The organism is Robertmurraya sp. GLU-23, from assembly GCF_052983275.1.
Genome location: NZ_JBRKCV010000009.1, coordinates 108102 through 126113, shown reverse-complemented (window position 1 = coordinate 126113; position 18012 = coordinate 108102). Strand labels below are relative to the sequence as shown.

Here is an 18012-nt window from a genome sequence, read left to right as displayed (position 1 = left end):
TTTTTCAAATCATAGCAAGCGTTTACATTCTGAATAATAGTAAAAGCAAAGTTTTTCTTTGCGTGTTTCAAAGATTTTTTTATAGTCCCCGAATCTAGGACCCAGGGAGCCATGAACATTATTTACAAACTAGAGTATTTTGTTGAGCAATTCGTCCTAGGTACTTCCCACTTTCCTTTGCCTTTCTTTTCTGCGTGGATCGGTCCACTTCAATCAATCCGAACTTCATTGAGTAGCCGGATTGCCATTCAAAATTATCAAAGGTGGTCCAGTGAAGATACCCTTGAACGTCTAAGCCTTCGTTCAAACAGTCCTCTACACCCTCTAATGCTTCTCGAATAAATTCTACCCGACGCTCGTCCTCATCCGTTGCGATCCCATGTTCGGTAATAATGATCGGTATCGATATATCTTTTGCAACCTTTCGGATTACATTACTAAGCGCCTTTGGATAAAACTCATATCCCATTTGGGTCAATTCCGCACCTTCCGCTGGCTTTACTTGCCCTTCTGGTCCGTATACTTCCCTAGTATAATTTTGAAGTCCGAAGAAGTCATCTCCTTCTAACATATCTAGATATTGACGGAAATAACTGTTCCACTTGCGGTCGGCCTCCTCTTCCCCTCCCGGAATCGACTGAATATCGGAAAGAGCCATCGAAAAGCCTATTTTTGTATTTGGCTGAATCCGTTTGATTGCCTCACGTGCCTTACGGTGGGTTTCTTTTAAATTCTTGATAGAAATCTCATCTGAAATCATATGAAAGGTAAAGTAATTTTCTATGGTCGTTCCGCACAATCGAGCAGCTGATTCTCTCCATTTAGGAGCCGTCCAGGCATCTCTATTCATTCCAACAGGTGGGATGAATCCAATTCTTGAAAAAATCTCACGTAACATGACTGGCAGATTGATTTCATTCATGGTCAGTACATACGGAATTAGATGTCCAATTTCACTGAAAACCACTTCACAATATTTCGCAAAACGGTCGGATATCTCTGGGCTTCCCCATCCGCCTAATCTCATCAGCCACTTCGGTGATGAAAAATGGTGCATCGCTACCATCGGTGTTATACCATGTTTGTAGCATGTCTCCAGTACATCCCGGTAATGTTCAATAGCCGACCGTAAGTATTGTCCTGGTTCTGGTTCTACACGAGACCATTCAATCGAGAATCGATACGTGTTCAATCCTAGACTGGCCATGAGAGCAATGTCTTCCCGATATAGACGATAATGGTCGATTGTATCACCAGATTTATCTTTATACGGTGAGCCCTCCGCATGCTCTTCTGCCCAAAAATCGCTATTCACATTATTTCCTTCCACTTGATATGCTGCTGTTGTTGATCCCCAAAGAAAACCGGGTGGAAATTGAAATTCCATTTCTAACACTCCTCACTGCTACAACTTACTTTCTGATTTCATTGTAGCAAGCGTTTTCAGAGATTATAATGGTAAAAACAAAGATGATGATTGCTCGAATCAAAGATTTGAATATCAGTAACTCAATCTTTAATAAGGAGTGGGCCTTTGTATAATATGGACTGAAAGAGAATGAAAATAGAAATAGCTCAGTTCCTATTGAACTAAGCCATTAGTTTTAGCGGTGGTTTTCCCTATATTCTTTCGGTGTTTGATCAAACACCTCATTAAATTTTTTGTAAAAGAAGGAAACACTCGAATAACCAACTTCTTCGGCAATCTCAGGTATAGGCAAGTCAGAGTTTGATAGATACAGTGCTGCCTTATTTAAGCGTTGATTTTGTAGAAGTTCTTTAAACGATTTTCCTGTCGCTTTTTTTAGGACAGCTGATATATAGTTTGGGTGGTATCTAAAATAAGAAGCGATTTCGGTTAACGTGCATTCCTTATAATGGTCTTCAATAAATTTGAGGAAATCGAGGACATTCACATCATTCTGTGACATCTGGTCCGTCTTTTTATCTGTTGTACTATTCGTATGGCGGATTAATTCTGTTAAGAGAATGAAAAGATACGCATTGATCATATCCGCCGAAACAAAGTCCTTATCGAAATATTCGCACATGATTTGCTCCATAATGCCAACAATCTTAGAACCGTTTTCCAAAGGAAAATAAAGATAATTATTCTCTCTTCGTTTGTTAATAAGTGAATCTATTAAAAATTGCGAGATAATGCTCTTATTTGTAAACTGACTGAGAAACCCTGTTGACAGGAAATCATGCTTGAGTTTGATATCTATAATAATATCAGATGGTGAAATATCTTTTACCGTATGAGGAGTGTTTTTATCAATGATAATAATGGCTCCCTTAGTTAGGCACATTTCATCCTTATCAATAACCACTGTACATGATTCCTGATAAACATAGATCAACTCAATGTATTGATGGATATGTATAGGGACGTATGCGGTAGGAAGTTGTTGCCAGATTACCATGTTATCTTCTACAGGAGTAATGGAGGAATCAAAACTCAGATCAAAAATGTATACCTGTTGACCATTCACATCGATACATTCAGGATTATAGATTTTTTTAATTACATTCCAATCTGGTGCTTCGTTTTTGTTATTTGTTAAGAGAAAGTTTCGTAATTCTACACTATTCATATAGGTTCCCCTATCTATTGTTCTGGTAAGTTTTTTTATACTATACCATAGCACTCTACCTTTTGGGACTCAGATATCACTGATGTAGAGCAAAGATAGATCAAATAAGGTACTCATGCCAATTCCTAAATTTCTTTTATACATGTAAATATCACAGGAAAGACAAAATAAAAAAAGAGACCGGATTCATTCAGAATCAGGTCTCCTTTATGATGGACAGACATTGACTGGGACTTATAATGTTATGGCTACACCATTCTCACTTGTAAATTTAGGCAGCCATTCACCATGTGCTTCAATTAAGTCGTCACATAGAGAGATAATGTCGTCCATGGATAACTCAGCAGCGGTATGTGGGTCTAACATGGCAGCCTGATAAATATATTCCTTTTTCAACGTGACTGCTGCTTCGATGGTCAAGAGTTGCGTGTTGATATTCGTACGGTTTAACGCTGCGAGCTGCTCTGGAAGGTCTCCCACATAGGTTGGTGTGATTCCGCTGCGATCCGCGATACAAGGCACCTCCACACAAGCTTTCTCTGGAAGATTGCTAATCAGTCTTCCTGTATTTAAAACATTCCCACCAAATTTAAACGGTACATCTGTCTCAATGGCTTCAATAATACGCGATCCATATTCACGAGAACGAACATGATTCAAGGAATGATTGTTAACCAGATCCTCTCTCATGGCTACCCAATCATTAATTTGCTTTTCACAGCGACGTGGATATTCATCAAGCGGAATATTAAAACGGTCAATTAACTCAGGGTAACGAGATTTAATAAAGTACGGGTGATATTCTGCATTGTGTTCAGATGACTCCGTCACATAATATCCAAACTTATCCATTAGCTCAAATCGAACCATATCGCCATGCTTTGTTTTTTGCAATTCACGGGCTCTTCTCTTAATTTCAGGATACAAGTCCACACCATCCTTGCTCACCTCAAGCAGCCACGCCATGTGATTGATCCCGGCAATTTTCTCCTTCACACCTGTACGGTCCATGCCCAATGCCTCAAATAAATCTTTGGTACAAACCTGCACACTGTGACATAGACCAACTGTTTTAATATTTGTAAAACGATTCATGACCCCAGTCAAGACAGCCATCGGGTTGGTATAATTCATAAATAAGGCTTCCGGACAAACTTCTTCCATATCCTTCGCAAAATCAAGCATCACAGGAATTGTCCGTAGGTTACGGAAGATCCCCCCGATCCCAACTGTATCTGCAATCGTCTGACGTAAACCATACTTTTTCGGAATTTCAAAATCGATCACGGTACTGGGCTTATAGCCTCCTACCTGGATCGCATTGATAACATATTTCGCGCCTCTTAAAGACTCCTTCCGATCCGTATACGCTTTAATCGTAAGGTTTTTTCCGAGAGTTTCCTTTAAATTGTTCAACATTTGTTCGGAATCACGCAAACGTTGTTCATCAATATCAAATAAGGCAAATTCGAAGCCATCCAACGCGTCAACAAACATGCAATCTCCTAATACATTTTTTGCAAATACGGTACTACCTGCGCCAAGAAAAGTAATTTTAGACATAAGTGAACCTCCAATTTTTTAAGTGAGTTTAACTATACGAAGCTTTTTCTCGTAAATTATCCTTTAACCGATCCAGATGCCAAGCCTTTAACAAAGTGCTTCTGCAATAGCAGAAACAATACGACCATTGGAAGGACAGCCATGATGGCTGCAGCAGCAACAAGATTCATTCGGTTGGCATTTTCCCCAAAGAATCCTGCCAGCGCAACGGTACTTGTCTTCACTTCCTCTGCTTGAAGGAAGAAAATGGCGAATTGGTAATCGTTCCAGATGAATACACATGAAATGATTAAGATGGATGCCGTAACCGGCTTCAACAAAGGGAAGACAATCCGGAAAAAGATTCCCAGTGTACTAGCACCATCCATTTTTGCGGCTTCTTCCAATTCCTTTGGAATCGTCGAGCGAATAAAGCCGGAATACAAGAAAATGGTTAATGGAAGGAAGGACGCCACGTTATTCAAGATGGCAATTTCGAGAGTATTCATCATTCCGATGTCGACTACAAGCTTATACAATGGAACTAAAGCGGTTAAAGGCGGGATCACCATCACCGCAATAAATATCATGAAAACTAATTTATTTAGTTTCGTCTGCCTTCTAGCTAAGGGATAGGCGGCCATCGAGCCAAAAACAATCAATAATAACGCACTTACAAAGGTAATAATCGTGGTATTCGAAAGCGCATTGCCAAGACTCGCCGTTTCCCACGCCTCCGCAAAATTCTCAAACGCCAGAACCTTGGGAAACACCCATTTCGAACTAAAGTCTCCCCTTTCCTTTAACGCGGTCGTAATCAAAATATAAAAAGGGATTAAGTGAAAGGCTGAGATCAAAAGCGCGACTCCTGAGAGTAACCACTTTTTCTTTTTACCCATATAGTCCATTACGCCTCAATCTCCTTCCGTTTGAAATACACAAGCGCGGCCAGACTAAGGATCAAAATGATGATTGCCATAAATACACCTTGCGTCGCGGCATATCCCGCATCTTGTCTATTAAAATAAAGGTCATACATAAACGTAGACATGGATTGCGAAGCATAGCCCGGTCCACCGCCTGTCAGTGAGATGATTACATCGAACAATTTCAATCCCCCAATAATGTTAATCACCATGTTGATGGTGATGGAAGGCATTAACATCGGCAAGGTGATATTTTTAAATTGCTGAAAACTAGACGCTCCGTCAATTTGTGCAGCTTCGTAATAATCCTTAGAGATACTTTGCAATCCAGCCAGGTAGATAATCATCGCAATTCCGACAAACTGGAAGGTATTAACGAAAACGATCAACCAAATATTAATTTTTGGATCGCCTAATGCATTAATTTTATCCATTCCGAAAAATACAAGTAGATCATTCAGTGCCCCTCCTTGGAAGGCAAAGAAAAAGTAGAAGATGTACCCCATAATCAGTGGGCTGATAATAACCGGAAGGTACACAACCGTTCTGGTAAAATTTCTAAAACGAATGCTTTGATTTAATAAAAGTGCGTACCCAAGACCAATCACATTCTGTAAAACGGTACTGCCAACACCATACAGCAAGGTGTTTTTCACGACCAGCCACGTATCCGGATCTTTCAGCATCCTCGTATATTGACTAAACCCAACATAGTCGTACGTTTGTGAAAACCCGTTCCAGTTTGTAAAAGAAATTTTAATTCCGTTTAAAAATGGATAAAGGATGAAAAAGCAGACAGCAGCTAAAGCTGGAAGATACATCCACCAAAGCGAGGATTCCTTCCGCCTTTTACGGTTCCTTTTCACTTCTACAGAAGAGCCGGCCATCGACTTGCTTCTTGTCTCCACTCCTATCACCGTCACCAACTCCTAGAATGTTAGATTAGGAGGAGAGGCGCTACCCCCCTCCATCCCAAAACTATTTCTTCTGCGCTAGCAATCTCTTATATTCCTCTTCCATCTTTTTCGAAACTTCGTCCGGTGTCATTGTTCCAGACAATAATTCCTGACCCGTAGCACCCATTGGGTCCCACATACCACTAGGAAGGTAAATTCTGTCGAAGTAAGGTTCCACTTTCACATCCGCGTACTTTTCGTAGTATTCAGAGTAATAGTTTTTCGATTCCGTATTCGTCAGACCACTTGGAAGAGACGTCCCCTCCGCAATCTCTTTCACAATCTCCGGCTGCGAAATGAATTCTAAGAACTTTTTCGCTTCTTCTTTGACTTTAGAATCTTTCCAAACCGCTAAGGTATGACGCTCCCCACCAATCCAGCTCGGCTCGTCGCCTTCCTCGATCACAGGCATTGGAATCACCCCAAGCTTGACCTCTGGGTTTAACTCTTCAACAGAAGGACCAAGCATTCCGCCACCAACGATAAATCCAATTTTGTTCTGCGCCATTAAGTCGACCATCTGATGATTCTGGGCCGTCAATATATCTTCATTCAGGAGCTTCTTATCGTGCATTTCCTTTAGTTTGTCTGCTAAAAACGTATAATTTGACCAATCAAACGTCCCATCTAGCAATTCTTTTTGGAAGTTTTGTTCTCCAGTAATTAGAAGTGGTGTGGAAAACTGATCAAAATATTGTCCGAATGCGGATTTATCAGCACCAGCAAACCAAAGTGGCGTCACTTCGCCCTTTCCTTTTTTCTTGATGGTTTCAAGTGCTGTCAAGAACTCATCAAAGGTGGTCGGCGGCTCAATTCCATATTCCTCTAGCAGTGTTGCATTATATGTAAGTCCGTCTTTTGCCTGGTTTAGAGGGTACGCATAAACTTTTCCAGATTCATCTTTTAAAATTTGCTCCAGTGCTGGATCCAGATCCTTCACCCAGTCCATATCTTTTAAATCTTCTACATATTCCCCGTAACGGTGAATCGCCCAGCCGTGGGTATCAAATAAGTCAGGCATATCATTTGCAGCCATTTTGACTCGCAGCATTCCTTCATACCCGTCAGCAGGATAATTTTCTTTAATATCGATATCAGGATTTTCCTTTTCAAACTTTTTTACGACATTTTGCAGTGTGATTTTATCTGCTTCATTCGTTACCGTCGAATACAAGTTCACAACCGTCATATCACTGTTTGCTTCATTACCACTGGAAGCCTTATTGCAACCAGTCACAATCGTTGTCAATGCGGCTGCGACCGCCACCGTTTTTAATAGCTTTTTCAAAATAAACGCCCCCTCAGTCATTTTTTAAACAATAAGTAAAATTACCTATTAAAATGAGTTCATTTTCTTGCTGACGTTTGGGAGCAACTATATAATAGAATTAGCTCCCGTTCATAGGTGGAGTAGATTGTTAGTTTTCGCCCAATGCAATGTGATGGCAGTCACTTTGCACCCTGTTAGCTTTCATGCTGTGCAGGGTGGGCATGAAATCATTGAACAGATATACATGGTCGTAAATTCCGAGAACCACCTCCTAAAAAGTTATTAATTTTTCTTGCAGCTCTCCCGGATCACCAATGTGGTCGGCAGGGTCACCGTTAATGGAAGCTCTCTCCCATTCAGGCGGTCTAGTAAAAGTTTTACTCCTGTTTTCCCCATCTCCTTCGTATGCACTCTGATGGTCGTCAAAGGTGTACTTGCGAATGAGGCAGCTTCAATATCGTCAAAGCCGATAATGGCAACATCTTCAGGAACATTGAGATTGGCTTCTTGTAATGCTCTTAACGCCCCAATCGCCATCGGATCACTGGCAATAAAAAATGCCTCGGGAAAATTCCTCATATTAATCGCTTTTTTCATTAATTCATACCCCTGTGCCATGGTATACTCACCGATAAATACGCTCTCCGGGTCGAACATTTTTTGTTCTTTCATCAAGCGTTCAAAGGTGGTGAGACGTTTATCTTCAGAGTTGAACTTTTGATTTTTACTATGCTCCTTCTCCCTCCCTCCGATATACCCGATTCTCTTGTAGCCAGTTGAAAATAGATGCTTGATTGCTTTCTCTGTGGCCTTTTCAAAATCAATCACAACCGCATCATACAGATCCTCGTTAGGCGAATGGTTAATGTACACCACATTTTCCACTTTACAGATGGCCTTGAGCGCCATCTCTTTTACCCTACCGACGACAATGAGTCCATCGAGCCCGTCAATCATTTGATTGGTCTCCGTTTCATGTAAACGGAACGTAACGGTTCTGATCCCATGACTCGCAAGTTCCATTTCAATCCCTTGGCGGATGGATAAAAAATAGGGATCATTGATCTCCTCGTCCAATGATTGGGTAACGATAATCCCGATATGTTTCGAAGTCTGCTGTTTTTGTTTCAACCGTCTTTCTAAAATCGTTTCATATCCAAGCTCCTTAGCGACCTGGAAAATACGTTCCCTCGTTTCATCCTGAACGGAAATCGTATCATCGTTATTTAACACCCGTGAAACCGTAGATGCTGATACATTCGACTTGTCCGCAATATCCTTGATAGTAGCCATCTCATAACCCTCTTCATGTTCTTGTCAACTCCCGTAAATATTTTACTTTTCATTTACTAAAATATTTACTGGTTATATTCGAATCATAACATCATTTGGAAGGGCTTACAAGTATAAAAACTAACTTTTCTAAAAATTTATATAGTTTATGTGTTATATAAATACTGATATAGTACGATTTTCTTATTAATGATCAATTCTCATCTAGTAAATTATTTAGTATTATTCTTCTTGCGTAGTTCCTCAGGTTAAAAATATCCTTTTTCACTTCAGTAAAAGGATCATTGGTAACTTGTAAGGCCCTGTCAATTACTACTATTAAGATTTTCAAAATCAATCTTGAAAATTTTCTCATATAGACGTTATCTGATAAATATTTAAAAAAATAAAAAAAGCCGAGCCACTAGGCACGACCTCTACTTTCTTGTCTGATTTGTTTTTTTCTTATGCTCCTTAGTATCGATGAAAGTATCAAATATGGAGGAATTGTTAGAAAATGCCAAGAAGTTCCTTCAGGTTGTACTTGAAGGATGATTGTAAGAGATACCAAGAATACAATAGCAAGGGGAATATCCCACTTGTGTCGCACTAGCCAGTTTTTCATATAAACACCTCTTGATTATTTGGTTCAAAGTAACTTTTATTGATATTAAAAATTTAGCTATTATAATAGAAACAGGACTATTTACTCAATAATAAAAAAAGGCAAACTCATTGAAAAATGACGACGCAAAACTATAGGGACTAAGGTCGTATTCGACTAAGTTAGCCAGTTACCGATTAAAGTGATTCAAGGCCTATCGGTAGCGGTAGGTCTTTTATTATCTTAAGTACTCTAGGAACAAAGGACATCCATTTACTTAATAGTATGATTTATATTTTAATATATTCTAAAAGATGAGGGTCTAAAATGAGCATACAGTTTACATCAGGGTTAATTACAGGTATGGCTATAGTTAGTTTGATAATCCCTCTTTTATATAGAAGATGGGAAAATCAAAAAAAGAAGATAATAGAAAATCAGAAAAGTTTTGTTCACATAATTGAAAATACAAGGGATTTTCTATATTATTTTCAGGTTTATCCAAAAAGAGAATTCAAGTACCTTAGTCCTTCAGCTGAACATTTTTTTGGAACAGGTTCGATTGAGCGTGCCTTTAAGAATTCCGACATACCCTTTATCGATATTCATCCCGATGATTTTCATATTCTTGAAAAAAAAGTTAAGGGAGAACTAAATTTTGACGAGAGTATTGTACAGCGATGGCTTGATAAAAATGGGGAATATAGATATTTTGAAGAATATGCTACACCCATTTATAAAAATGGAAAGCTTGTTGCGATACAAGGAGTTTTAAGAAATATCGACGATAAAATCCTGTTAGAAAAGGAGTTGCAGTATCAAATTAGCCACGATTCTTTAACTGGGATATATAATCGGGAGTACTTTGAATATAAATTTGAACAGTTTGATCAAATATTAGATATTTCTATAGCCATTATCATATGTGATTTAGACGAGTTGAAATATATTAATGATCATTTCGGACATAAAGAGGGAGATTTTATCATCATGGAAACAGCGTGGTTACTCAATAGATTCTCCTCAGATGTAGTAACAGTTACTAGACTTGGTGGAGACGAGTTTGCTCTCATACTTGAACATTCTACAGAGGTCACCGCGAAAGAACTAGTCGATGAAATAAAAAAGGAGTTTAAAAAGTATAATGAAACCTCTAAGAGGGAAATCAAATTATCGATCGGCTTTTCTTTCGAAGATCATTCTTTGGGCAATATGACCAGCTTATTCTCTAAAGCTGACAAAAATATGTATCATGCTAAAAAGAGAAATAAAAATAGAATTAATTAATTAGAAATGTAAAATACAAATGAAAAGAACGGGATGGGATGGATATTATTTTAGGGATGGGTCAACTTATTGGTACTGTTCAACCTGAACAGAAAGATAGCCAGATTGGTGATGTGCTAGTGGAATTGCGTGTGTTTGATAAGTCGTATGAGTTTGAAAACAATGAAACAACGGTTACTAAGAGTGACATTCGATATAATTTGAAATATAGCCAGGCATCAGGGGTTATATTTACTGTTTCAAAAGTAACTGAATAGAGATAAACAATCCCCTACAGTCTTGTAGGGGATTAATTTTTATATACGAGTCCTACTAATGGTTTATAGTAGAACTTACTAGTTTAATATCAGCTTTCTTTTCTGCTAATTGCTGCAAATCCTTTTGGTGCTTCCCAGGTCATCCCAATACTCTCTAGCCTTTTGACTTGGCTTGCTGATAATCTACCTCTTTGGCCTTTATATGCTCTACGTTGGTCTGAAATCCAACTACCAAGTTTTTCACCAAGATATGATTCTCTTTGTGGAATAAGCAAATCACCATATTCCTCATAATACCTGCTAGCTAACAAAATCATTTCTTCCCATTTAGCTTCAAAAGAATTCCATATCATACCGATTGATTCTAATTTTTGTTTTCTATCTAAGTCTAGACTGCCTCTATGACCTGCATATAGCCTCCTTTGTTCCGAAATCCATCCCCCAAGTTTCAGTCCATTTATCTCATATTTAATAGGGATATTTAGATGTCCATGTTTCCAATAAAACTGCTTCGCTTGTTCGAAACATTGATTCCATTGGCTCTCTATGGTATTCCAGACCATTCCTATTTCCTCTAACATTTTAATTTGTTTTTCTGTTAAACCTCCACCGTCAACCAAACTATTTTTTCCTGCTCTTTGGTGAAGGATCCACGTGCCCAAACATTTCCCATTAGGAGCAACATATTTATAAGGTACCAATAAATCTCCATACTTCTGAAAATACATGTAAGCAAGCTTGTACCATTCATTCCAATTCTTTTCTATTTCAAATTTATATTGCTTTAATATCGCATCGCAATCCTTAGAGAGATTAATGCTGGGCTTGATAGGTACGTTAAATTCTTTTGAAATATATATAAGAACATCACTGATTGTATTTTCAAGCTCTACCATATCTTGAGGTTTAATCAAAAACTCTTTTGCATAATAGTTTAGGGGTGGTAAAGATGATTCCCTAATACGAATCAAATTTACATTTTCTTTTTCACAAGCCTTATTTTTTTCTAGATCTTTTTCCACTTTGTTTTTATGCCAAAAACCATCGTATTCAATGGCCAACCGAAGTTCTGGAATAAATATATCTAACTCGAAACCAAATTCCATACATCTATTAACAGCTAGTTTAAAGATTTGTTTGATATAAAAGAATAATGCCTGTTCACTATAGGATGTTTGAGAAACAACTTTAGACGCATCCCACACCATTCCGATATTCTCTAATTTTTTTATTTTTTCACTCGAGAGGGTATTATTATTTTTTTTATAGGATTTTCGTTGATTACCAATCCAATAGCCTAGCTTCGCGCCATCCTTCTCATATTGCATGGGAATTAGTAAATTCCCATAGTATTGATAAAAATCCTCTGCGAGCTTGTACATCTCCATCCAGAAGGCTTCGTGATGTTCCCAAACCATTCCGATTGAGTCTAATTTGGCTTTTCGCTCTTCCGTTAGATTCCCATTTGTGTTTCCTTTAAGCGCCTGCCGTTGAGTTAGTATCCACGCACCTAATTTTTTGCCTTCCGCTTGGTATTCTCCGTTAATATTCAAGTGCCTGTGTTCCTCGTAGAAAGACCTGGCAAGAAGGTACATCTCTTCCCACTGATTGTTATTTGGATCCCAATCCATACCAATTGCCTCAAGTTTTTCTATTTGTTGTTGAGTTATTTTCGAATGATTCTTCCCTCTATATGCAGTTCGTTGAGCTCCAATCCACACACCTAACTTTTTTCCATTAATTTCATATGATCTGGGAACTTGCAGGTGTTGATGGATCTCAAAATATTGCTTTGCAAGAACATACCACTCTTCCCACATTGCCTCATTAACATCCCAAATCATGCCTATTGCATCAAGTTTTTTTATTTGACTTAATGTGATTCTCCCATCCCCAGAGCCCTTATATGAAGAACGCTGATTTTTTAACCAACTACCTATTTTCTTACCTTCAATTTGGTAGTTTCTTGGTATGATTAGATGACCATGTTTTTGATAAAAAAACAAAGCGAGTAAATACCATTCCTCCCACTGGGCGTCGTGAATATTCCAAACCATCCCTAGTGCTTCTAATTTACGGATTTGTTCTGCACATATTTTGTATTCTGGGTGGCCCACATAGGCTTTACGTTGAGTCTGTATCCAATAGCCTAATTTAGTGTTACCTATTTTATATCTGCCAGGCACAAGTAGATCACCATTGTCTTTGTAATAGTTCTTGGCCAATACATACATCTCTTCCCACTTTGCTGATTTGACATCCCAAACCATTCCAATGGCTTCTAATTTTTTGATTCGGTCAGGGTGAATTTGATAATCTGCTTTTCCTTTATATGCTCTCCTTTGATTGCTTATCCATTGCCCTAAGCGTCTTCCGTCTATACTAAAAGATATAGGAACTAGTAAATTTCCATTATCAAGATAATACTCTGATGCTAGCCGATACCACTCATCCCATGATAGTTGTTGAACCATAAAATTGCCTCTCTCAATCTTGATTTTCGTCTCAATCATCCTTATATCTTACATCCTTCCATAATTCTTAACAAAGTAAAATTATTGGAAGAAGCAACCACTTAAGAAAGTCCAACATACATATGAAGACTTCAAAGAGATTACAGAGAAGAAACAGGTGCAAAAAGTAAAAAGCATTATAAATGACGCTTCGTGGGAACAAGAAAAAGTGGAAATGACTCGGCCCCCTGATTACCGATTTGTGTTCGAGTATATTGATTCTTGGATAGAAGCCAAGCCTTTATTATACGAAGTGTGAATTAGTCCTAACAAAAAGCAAGTTGAGTTGGTAAAGGGAGATTTTGCATATGTACTGTTGAGTGAAAGAGAGTCAACTATCTTATTAGAGTTAACTGGTGATGTTAAATAAAGATTTAGTCTTCCCTATTCCAGGGAAAGTGAATTTAGCATTGAGGGCTACGTAAAAGATATAAATAAAAAAGAGCAAATATCATTTGCTCTTAAGTCTTAAATACCATATCTCTTATTCATTTGTCCTGAAGAACGAAACGTAATGATTTCCACGTCCTTCGAGTCGTCTTTTTTATTTTGAAAACTCAACTGGACTGTTCTTTTTTTCCGCGCTTTTTTGGGAGTTGTTTTAAAATTAATTACCTTAAACATAAGAACCACCCCTTTACTTATAACTAAGTGTATCGTTAATTTTCTAATAATGTCAAGAACTCTTCAACCTTCACTTTTAAAATCTCTTGAATAGGACCCTTTCTTGATAAGTCTTTAATTTCCTTCTCAAAGGTCACTAACAAAATGTGTGGTTGTTCGTTTACCGTATATAGATTATTGAAATAATACCTTCCATACTTTTCACGGTCTCCAAATCTTTTTTGGAAAATATAAAAGTTTATAGGGTTTGTTTCTTCGATATAGAGGATAGCTTCAATGATCCCTATACGTTTGTTCAATCGGAACAGTTGGCTTTCTAATCTCGAGTTGATGGTCGAATAGATTTGTTCACCTTGGTCACCGAGGATTCTGGCAGCTACCTTCATTAAAGCATATTCGTAAATATGTTGGTCTCCAAGGTTATCTATAGGAACCGAGTTTAGATGTTGTTTACAAGATTCAATAAACGCTTTTAACGTGTGATTAGTTTTGGCAAATTTGAATTTCTTGTAAATGGTAGCATTGGTTTTCATACTTATCGTTTCCCAGCTACTGACATCGTCTATGAATTCAGCCACTCTGCCAATGCGAATGTCTTTATTAGAGATCGAGTATTCATAAAGCTGAATACCGTTAATATATTTTTCTTTATTAACGAACGCCTTCATCTTCTCTTCTAGGAAGTGAATTTTTTGCTCTTTGGTGTCTGTAACAATACGAACTTGAGGCTTTGTGATCCTTTCGTCGGTAAGGTTACCAATTCTTCGATTTAATTCCTTGTTATCCCCTTCTAACTCCTTGATTCTTTCGTTGAGTACATCTTGATTTGTCCATAATTGGTAAGCAAAGATGATCAAGCTGACTATTAATAGAATAAAAGGTATGTACACACTAGGAGACATCGGCTTTAAGTACGTAGATAAAAATACGTTTATATCATCTTTTGTTTCTCCTAATGCCACATCTGCAACGATCGGATAAAAAAGATTCCATAGTATAGTTAAAAATGTAATTGAAAAAGAAAAAATGGTTAGTTTGTATTTTTTCATTTATTTAATCTCTTAACCTAGTTATTTTTTCTATTTTATCATAGTTTTGGCTTTTTCTTCAAATGCTTCCAATAGATCATCTATAACTATTTGTCCAAGTGATAAAACTACTTAGTTCGGAACTTACACCTTTTCGAATGTGCGCATATGCTGGGTGGACATTCAAAAAGGTGCTCAGCACAATCGCTGAACACCTTCCTCAATAAATAAATTTTGTTACCACAACAATTTTTACGCGAAATGTGGGATCCCCACCTTAACCTGCTGCCATCCGAAAGAAGTAAGAATGTTGTCATAATAGCTTTCAAATAAGAATTTATTTAGGCCATTGTGATTTTTCCAAAGATATAGCAGGCAGTAACTATTTTGCAAATTATGATTTTTCCCTTTTTCCGTAATCAGATACAGTTTAAATTTCAAATCATCAAATCTATCTGTTTTATGACCATTATTTTTGACTCGTTCCTTGATGATGTTCATGTCATAATCACTTGGTAAGGCAATTTTGTATTGTGTTGTAATCATTGTGTCTCCCCCTTTACATCAATATCTATATTATAGACTTATAAGCAAGCCAAAAAGTTGCAAATATCTCTTTCATGTAATTTCTAATGGAAGACAGGAAAGCATCCTGTTCAACACAGAACACTTTCCTATTTATCGGTGGAATGGGTTTATGAAACGGTTACTATTCTTTAATGATTTCCTTTGTACTTCTCACTGTATCAATGGGGCGTACTAATTTTTCTATTTGTTCACGTTTAGGCTCTAAGAACGGAGGTAAAGATAGTTTTTCCCCAAGGGTTTCGTAAGGTTCATCCCCCATAAACCCAGGGCCATCTGTAGCAAACTCAAATAAAATTTGTGGAGCAACTCTTGCGTATAATGACTCAAAAAAGTGACGATTAACATAACCGGATGTCGAGAATCCCATACTACTCAATCGCTCTGTCCATTCATCCAATACGGAGCGATCCTCTACGCGGAATGCCACATGATGGACGGTGCCATAACCTTGTTGAGCTTGTGGGAGAATCGCATTGTGCTCTGCAATAACGGATGCTCCATTACCGCCTTCCCCTACTTCGAATAAATGGAAGGATCCTTCCTGAGCCGTTTCTTTGAATAATAGTGCTTTTTCCAACATTTCTTTAAAGTAATCAAAGTTCGCAATACGAACAAAGACAGGGCCCAAACCCGTAATGGCATGCTCCAATGGGATAGGACCTTTTTGCCAAGGTGTACCAGATTCTACGCCTCTATTTAATTCATCAGAAATTAATTGATATTGTTGATCATCAAAATCAACGAAAGAGAGAGTTTTCTTGCCAAATTGCTCTTTAATTCCAGTATGCAAGACGTGTAAACGATCAAACCGTTTTACCCAATAATCCAATGCTGCATCACTTGGTACACGGAAAGATGTTTTAGAAATTTCGTTTGTACCATGTATACCTTTTGGAATGCCTGGGAAGTCAAAGAATGTCATGTCTGTGCCAGCACTGCCTTTATCATCAGCAAAGAATAAATGATAGGTTTGAATATCATCTTGATTGACTGTTTTTTTAACTAAACGCATCCCTAATACATAGGTGAAAAATTCATAGTTCTTTTCTGCACTACTGGTAATAGCTGTTACGTGGTGAATTCCTTTAAGTTGATTCATTGTATTTTCCTCCTAGAAAATTCTGATTTAATAGTACGCTTGGTTGAATGGATGAATAACCTATTTGTCGTCCCTATCATTAGGTTCTCATTAGCATAACTACTGAGCACATCTATCAATTTTGCTTAATATGACCTGCTCAACCTTCATACTCCTTTAATAATTGGTAATATGTACATGGGTATAAAAAAATACTCATGTACATATTTACACTTCAGTCAGATTTTTAAGTAAATTATCGGATGGTGAATAATGCTTTTGACCAAGGAATTAATTGGTCTAGCATTTGATTGACAGAATCTTCTTGAACTGCCTGTGGTTTAAAGACTGTTCCATTCTCAAAATCAGTGAATAACGATAGGGCTGGATGTACACGAACGTCAGCCACTAATAATTCACCTAAAATACCTCGTAAATGTTCAGCCGCACGAGCTCCACCTACTGAACCGTAAGAAACGATTCCAGCTGCTTTATTGTTCCACTCTACACGTAGATAGTCTAATGCATTTTTTAGTGCTCCAGTAATGGAGTGATTGTATTCTTGAACTATAAATACGAATCCATCTTGATTAGCGATTATTTCTGACCAAGCAGCAGCTCCTGAAGCATCTGCACCAGTTTCGCCAAGTAATGGTAATTTGTAATCAGCAATATCAATAATGGTATAGTTAGCGTCACCACGTTTGTCAGCAATTTCTTTTACCCATGCACCTACTTGCGGACTTACACGACCTTCACGTGTAGAACCTAAAATAATCCCAATGTTTAATTTTGTCATTGTTTCTTCCTCCTCTTGTTTTTTTCCAAATAATTTATCTAATAATCCCATTTCCTACTTTCACCTCCTTTTAAGTTCTGAAATATGGATCATTGCTGTGACAGGATGTAGAACTTACTATATGCACATGAATTATTCCTCTATTTCAGTTATCTTGATTTCGAGATATATAACCAAAAAATAAAACTTTCATTTTGTTTTGAATCCAAATATCTTTAACCTGAGATAATTCTAATATATCTATGTACTTTTTGTCAACTCATTTGAGCTAATTTTTCTCCGGTGCACTTATTGACATTACTCCAACCTCCTTAACAATCCACAGCCTGGCAACTCATACCCTTTTTCATCTTCAAAGTAAGTAGATAAATAACATTTCTATATTATTTTCTAAAAAACAATCTAAATTTGATATTGGTTTAATCTAATATTTAGATATATAATAAAAACAAGAAAAGAAAACGTTTTCAACGATATTCAAATACATACTTACTTCTCACATTATAGGGAGGATTTAAAATGAGCCAAGTTGAAAGAAATACAAAAGTGCAGAAATTAATGGAGCTACAAAAATTCAATGAGAAAGAAATTTCTAAAATGACAGATTCACAGATTGAATATTACAACTGGCTCTATTTTGATGATTCAGTTTATGATTATATGTAACTCAA

At 37.4% G+C, this 18012-nt stretch carries 15 protein-coding genes, 1 pseudogene and 1 riboswitch; of the genes and pseudogenes, 3 read left to right on the top strand and 13 right to left on the bottom strand.

Features of this window, described 5'->3' with window-relative positions:
- Nucleotides 1-118 precede the first annotated feature (118 nt).
- From ACVBAX_RS15495 to ACVBAX_RS15465, 7 genes are all read right to left on the bottom strand, one after another.
- Nucleotides 119-1387, bottom strand: a complete 1269-nt coding sequence (locus ACVBAX_RS15495) for a glycoside hydrolase family 1 protein (protein WP_447117806.1) — start codon at nt 1385-1387, stop codon at nt 119-121.
- A 217-nt stretch (nt 1388-1604) separates the two neighbouring features.
- Entirely contained in the window at nt 1605-2597 is a 993-nt protein-coding gene (locus tag ACVBAX_RS15490) for an AraC family transcriptional regulator (RefSeq protein ID WP_447117805.1), read from the bottom strand.
- 234 nt (nt 2598-2831) lie between these two features.
- On the bottom strand, nt 2832-4160 hold the full coding sequence (melA, locus tag ACVBAX_RS15485; RefSeq protein ID WP_447117804.1) for an alpha-galactosidase: 1329 nt from the start codon (nt 4158-4160) through the stop codon (nt 2832-2834).
- A gap of 56 nt (nt 4161-4216) precedes the next feature.
- Entirely contained in the window at nt 4217-5047 is an 831-nt protein-coding gene (locus ACVBAX_RS15480; RefSeq protein WP_447117803.1) for a carbohydrate ABC transporter permease, read from the bottom strand.
- Entirely contained in the window at nt 5047-5952 is a 906-nt protein-coding gene (locus tag ACVBAX_RS15475) for a carbohydrate ABC transporter permease (protein ID WP_447117846.1), read from the bottom strand. The genes ACVBAX_RS15480 and ACVBAX_RS15475 overlap by 1 nt, the downstream gene beginning before the upstream one ends.
- A gap of 91 nt (nt 5953-6043) precedes the next feature.
- On the bottom strand, nt 6044-7309 hold the full coding sequence (locus ACVBAX_RS15470; protein ID WP_447117802.1) for an ABC transporter substrate-binding protein: 1266 nt from the start codon (nt 7307-7309) through the stop codon (nt 6044-6046).
- 264 nt (nt 7310-7573) lie between these two features.
- Complete coding sequence (locus ACVBAX_RS15465; protein WP_447117801.1) at nt 7574-8584, bottom strand: LacI family DNA-binding transcriptional regulator; 1011 nt, start codon at nt 8582-8584, stop codon at nt 7574-7576.
- Nucleotides 8585-9278: 694 nt separating this feature from the next.
- Nucleotides 9279-9365, top strand: a riboswitch (cyclic di-GMP riboswitch).
- Between the two features lie 129 nt (nt 9366-9494).
- On the opposite strand from ACVBAX_RS15465, the gene ACVBAX_RS15460 reads away from it, so the two are divergent.
- Both ACVBAX_RS15460 and ACVBAX_RS15455 read left to right on the top strand, forming a co-directional pair.
- The gene (locus ACVBAX_RS15460; RefSeq protein ID WP_447117800.1) at nt 9495-10454 is read left to right on the top strand and encodes a sensor domain-containing diguanylate cyclase; all 960 of its coding nucleotides are present in this window, start codon (nt 9495-9497) and stop codon (nt 10452-10454) included.
- Between the two features lie 38 nt (nt 10455-10492).
- Nucleotides 10493-10711: a hypothetical protein gene (locus tag ACVBAX_RS15455; protein WP_447117799.1), complete on the top strand. Its 219-nt coding sequence runs from the start codon at nt 10493-10495 to the stop codon at nt 10709-10711.
- A gap of 89 nt (nt 10712-10800) precedes the next feature.
- Here ACVBAX_RS15455 and ACVBAX_RS15450 read toward each other — a convergent pair whose 3' ends face one another.
- The 6 genes and pseudogenes from ACVBAX_RS15450 to ACVBAX_RS15425 form a co-directional block, all read right to left on the bottom strand.
- Nucleotides 10801-13185, bottom strand: a complete 2385-nt coding sequence (locus ACVBAX_RS15450; protein WP_447117798.1) for a Helicase associated domain protein — start codon at nt 13183-13185, stop codon at nt 10801-10803.
- Between the two features lie 507 nt (nt 13186-13692).
- Nucleotides 13693-13848, bottom strand: a complete 156-nt coding sequence (locus ACVBAX_RS15445; RefSeq protein WP_447117797.1) for a hypothetical protein — start codon at nt 13846-13848, stop codon at nt 13693-13695.
- Nucleotides 13849-13883: 35 nt separating this feature from the next.
- The gene (locus tag ACVBAX_RS15440) at nt 13884-14897 is read right to left on the bottom strand and encodes a hypothetical protein (RefSeq protein WP_447117796.1); all 1014 of its coding nucleotides are present in this window, start codon (nt 14895-14897) and stop codon (nt 13884-13886) included.
- A 243-nt stretch (nt 14898-15140) separates the two neighbouring features.
- Nucleotides 15141-15422 (bottom strand): annotated as a pseudogene (locus ACVBAX_RS15435) (DUF4865 family protein); the annotation flags it as partial.
- Between the two features lie 163 nt (nt 15423-15585).
- Nucleotides 15586-16563 carry a ring-cleaving dioxygenase gene (locus tag ACVBAX_RS15430; RefSeq protein ID WP_447117795.1) on the bottom strand — a complete coding sequence of 326 codons (978 nt, stop codon included), beginning with the start codon at nt 16561-16563 and terminating at the stop codon, nt 15586-15588.
- A 235-nt stretch (nt 16564-16798) separates the two neighbouring features.
- Nucleotides 16799-17392: an NADPH-dependent FMN reductase gene (locus tag ACVBAX_RS15425; protein ID WP_447117794.1), complete on the bottom strand. Its 594-nt coding sequence runs from the start codon at nt 17390-17392 to the stop codon at nt 16799-16801.
- A 468-nt stretch (nt 17393-17860) separates the two neighbouring features.
- Here ACVBAX_RS15425 and ACVBAX_RS15420 point away from each other — a divergent pair, with 468 nt between their 5' ends.
- A complete protein-coding gene (locus ACVBAX_RS15420) occupies nt 17861-18007 on the top strand; it encodes a BH0509 family protein (RefSeq protein ID WP_430774061.1) in 147 nt (48 codons plus the stop codon).
- Nucleotides 18008-18012 lie beyond the last annotated feature (5 nt).